At 65.4% G+C, this 3,853-nt stretch carries 4 protein-coding genes; 2 read left to right on the top strand and 2 right to left on the bottom strand.

Translation table 11 applies throughout. The features are described from left to right. Together accD and E7813_RS17785 are read left to right on the top strand one after the other, a co-directional pair. Nucleotides 1–816 (top strand): acetyl-CoA carboxylase, carboxyltransferase subunit beta (gene accD / locus E7813_RS17790; protein ID WP_291576031.1); only part of this gene is annotated, 816 nt, incomplete at its 5' end. Then, nucleotides 813–2,156, top strand: coding sequence for a folylpolyglutamate synthase/dihydrofolate synthase family protein (locus E7813_RS17785; protein ID WP_291576033.1), 1,344 nt, complete (start codon nt 813–815; stop codon nt 2,154–2,156). The genes accD and E7813_RS17785, both read left to right, overlap by 4 nt. 83 nt (nt 2,157–2,239) lie before the next feature. On the opposite strand, the gene trxA is transcribed toward E7813_RS17785, so the two are convergent. After that, nucleotides 2,240–2,560, bottom strand: a complete 321-nt coding sequence (trxA, locus tag E7813_RS17780) for a thioredoxin (RefSeq protein WP_291567524.1) — start codon at nt 2,558–2,560, stop codon at nt 2,240–2,242. A gap of 88 nt (nt 2,561–2,648) precedes the next feature. After that, on the bottom strand, nt 2,649–3,853 hold a 1,205-nt coding region (locus tag E7813_RS17775; protein WP_291576029.1), incomplete at its 5' end, for a 3'-5' exonuclease.

Below are 3,853 nucleotides of genomic sequence, written 5' to 3'. Positions count from 1 at the left end.
AACCAGTTCGTGATTCCCGGCTCGAACTACCACATGCGCATGAGCGCGATGGCGCGGCTGAAATCGATCTTCGACAACGAGACCTGGTTCGACGTGGCGCTGCCCGAAGTGACCGCCGATCCGCTGAAATTCCGCGACGAACGCAAATATTCCGACCGCATCAAGGATGCCCGCGCCAAGACCGGGCTGAACGACGCCATCAAGATCGGCTACGGCAAGCTTGAGGGCGCCGCCGTCGTGGTCGCGGTGCAGGATTTCGATTTCATGGGCGGTTCGCTCGGCATGGCGGCCGGCGAAGCCATCGTGCGCGGCCTTGAGCTTGCGGTCGAAAAGAAATCTCCGTTCATCGTATTCGCAGCGTCCGGTGGCGCCCGCATGCAGGAAGGCGTTCTGTCGCTGATGCAGTTGCCTCGCACCACCGTCGGCGTGCAGATGCTGCGCGAGGCGAAACTGCCCTACCTCGTGGTGCTGACCAATCCGACCACTGGCGGCGTGACGGCTTCCTACGCCATGCTCGGCGACGTCCAGATTGCGGAGCCCGGTGCGCTGATCGGGTTTGCCGGCGCGCGCGTGATCGAACAGACCATCCGCGAGAAATTACCGGACGGATTCCAGCGCGCGGAGTATTTGCGAGACCACGGCATGATCGACATGGTGGTGCATCGCCACGATCTGCGCCCGACGCTGGCGCGCCTGTGCCGGTTGCTGACGAAATCGCCTGCGCGGGAACCCGCGCCGAAGCCTGCAGCGCCGATCGCCATTCCGGCCCCGACCGTACCGGCTGCGGATATGGCGCCAGCGCCCCCTCACGCGTGAACGCGCCTGCGGCCAAGCCAGCGCCGCCGCTCGGCGAACTGATCGCGCGGCTGTCCGCCCTGCATCCCCGGCGCATCGATCTCGGTCTTGAGCGGATGCATCGGCTGCTGGAGCGGCTCGACCATCCCGAACGCAAATTGCCGCCAGTGATCCACGTCGCCGGCACCAACGGCAAAGGTTCGACGATCGCCTATTTGCGCGCGATCCTGGAAGCCGCGGGGCTTCGGGTCCATGTTTATACCTCGCCCTATCTGGTGCGGGTCAACGAATGCTTTCGGATCGGCCGGGCCGGCGGCGGCGCCCTTGTCGGCGACGATGAATTGCGCACCACGCTGGAGCATTGCGAGCGCGCCAATGCGGGCGCGCCGGTCACCATTTTCGAGATTGAAACCGCGGCGGCGTTTTGCCTGTTCGCCCAGCATCCGGCCGACGTGCTGCTGCTGGAGGTCGGTCTCGGCGGCCGGCTCGACGCCACCAACGCGATCGCCGCGCCGCTGGCGAGCGTGATCGCGCCCATCGGCATCGATCACACCGAATTTCTCGGCGACACGCTGACGGCGATCGCCCTTGAGAAGGCCGCCATCATCAAGCGCGATGTGCCGGTGATTTGCGCCGAACAAGCCCCCGAAGCGCTGGCCGCCATTGAAGCGCAGGCTCGCCACATGCGCGCGCCGCTGCACGCGGCCGGACAACAATGGCACGTCAATGTCGAACGCGGACGGCTGGTCTATCAGGACGACCGCGGCCTGATGGATCTGGCGGCGCCAAAACTGTTCGGGCGGCATCAGTTCGACAATGCCGGTCTCGCGATTGCGACGCTGCGCGCCCAGAAAATGTTTTCGATCGGCAATGCGGCGTTCGAGGCCGGCATCGTCAGTGCCGAATGGCCGGCGCGGATGCAGCGCCTGGCCTCCGGCACGCTGGTGGATCAGGCCCCGTCAGGCTGCGAACTATGGCTCGACGGCGGACACAATGCCGATGGCGGGCGGGTCGCCGCCGCTGCCTTGGGCGATCTCGAAGAGCGGGTCTCGCGTCCGCTGGTGGTCATCGTTGGCATGATGGGCAACAAGGACGCGGGCGCGTTTCTCGCCAACTTTGCAGGACTGACGCGCCATATCATCGCCGTGCAAATCCCAGATCGTGACAACGCGATGCCGCCGGATGATCTGGCGAACGTCGTGCGTCAGCTTGGGATGCGGGTGGAAACGTCTGTCAGCGTCGAGGCCGCATTGGGCTCGCTGGCGCGGCTTGCCTATGAGGTGCCGCCGCGCATCCTGATCACGGGATCGCTGTATCTGGCCGGTCACGTGCTGTCAGCCAACGGCACCCCGCCGGGATAGGCACAACTCGCGCGGTAGCTCGCAAAACAAGCGGCCGGCGACATGGTCACCGGCCGTCGACACGAATGGAATAACAGGCGCGATCAGACCGCAGCCGTGATCCACTGCTGCAGCTTTTGCTTCGGCGCGGCGCCGACCTGGCGCGAGGCCATTTCGCCGCCCTTGAAGATCATCAGCGTCGGGATCGACATCACGCCGTATTTCGAGGCCGTCTTCGGGCTCTCGTCGACGTTCAGTTTCACGATCTTGACCTTGTCGCCCATCGCGCCGGAAATCTCGTCGAGCGCGGGCGCGATCATGCGGCAGGGGCCGCACCATTCGGCCCAGAAATCGACCACGACCGGGCCGGTCGCCTTGAGCACTTCGGCTTCGAAATCGGCGTCAGAAACCTTGCCAACGGCCATCGGAATACCTCGTTCGGGTTTGAAGGAAGGCGCGACCGAGAATCGCGCGGGGATCATAGAACCAACCTATGAACGCGATGTTGCCGGGTCAAGCTTGGTCGTTCCCCCGGATAAGGGTTGCCAGTTGCGCGTCCAGCGCGGGGGCCGAAATCTCCATCAATTCGGGGGTTTCGCTCCATAGCAATGCGGCGCGGACCGGCAGTTGGGGATAGAGCTTCGTCAGCACCGCCCGGTAGAGCGCGAGCTGGCGGACGTAGGCAACCGGCACTTCGGCGAGATTGCGCGGCGGCGCGTGATTGGTCTTGTAATCGACGATCAGGACCTGCTCCGGCGTCACCGCCAGCCGGTCGATTTGCCCAGAGACCAGGGCGGCGAGCCGTCCCGGCCGCTGCAGCCGTCCGACAATCGAAACCTCGGCCCGGCTGCCGGGGGCAAATAAGGCACCGAACCGGCTATCGGCGATCACGGCCAATACCTCGTTCGCCAGCGCGTCGCGGTCGCGGTTGGTCCAGCCCTCGGCATTGCGGGCGAGATATTGCAAGGTGAGATCGCGGCGGCGTTCGAGCGCGAGATCGGGCAGCGATTGCAGCAGCCGATGCACCAGCACGCCACGCTGTAGCGCGCGGGCCCGGAGTGCGATCGATTCGCCGCCGCGGAACGCTTTGCCCTCATCGATGCCGGGATCGGATGGGCGCAGCCGGCGATCGATGATTTGCTCAGGCTTGGCCGGGGTGTGCAGCCATTCCGGCAGCGATGGGTGGACGCTTGCGGGGGCGTCGAGGGCGATGTCGGTCTTGGGCGTTGCGTCTTCCACCCGCCTGTAGCTTTTCACTACGCCGTCGCCGGCCGGAATTTCCTGCAAAGCCAGCCCTGAATTCGCCAGGCCTCGCTTGATCAAATCGTACCAGGAATTCTCGCGGATGCTGTTCCGGTTGCCGGGCATGCAGCCGGCGACGATCAACCGGTCCGCCGCGCGTGTCATCGCAACATAGAGCAGGCGGCGATATTCGTGCTCGGTCTCGTCCAGCATGGCGTTGCGCGCCGTGGCCACGGCAGGCGGATCGTCGGCCTTGCGTCCGGCCCAGACCACGGCCTTGCCGCCGTTTCCCTGCGGCAAAAGGATCAGGCGGAGGCGCTGGGTGTCCGACGGCGACGTCGTGGTGTCGGCCATGATAACCACGGGGGCTTCCAGCCCCTTGGCGCCGTGCACGGTCATCACGCGCACCTCGTCGCGTGAGATTTCCATGTCACGCTTCACCTCGGTGTCGGCGGCGCGCAGCCAGGCCATGAACC

This window comes from Bradyrhizobium sp., from assembly GCF_004799405.1.
Classification (GTDB): Bacteria; Pseudomonadota; Alphaproteobacteria; order Rhizobiales; family Xanthobacteraceae; genus Bradyrhizobium.
The sequence above is the reverse complement of the archived record's forward strand: the minus strand, read 5'-3'. Positions and strand labels throughout refer to the sequence as shown.

Excerpts from the sequence above, each read along its gene's own strand:
- trxA (WP_291567524.1), bottom strand. The coding sequence starts at position 2,560 with ATGGCCGTTGGCAAGGTTTCTGACGCCGATTTCGAAGCCGAAGTGCTC.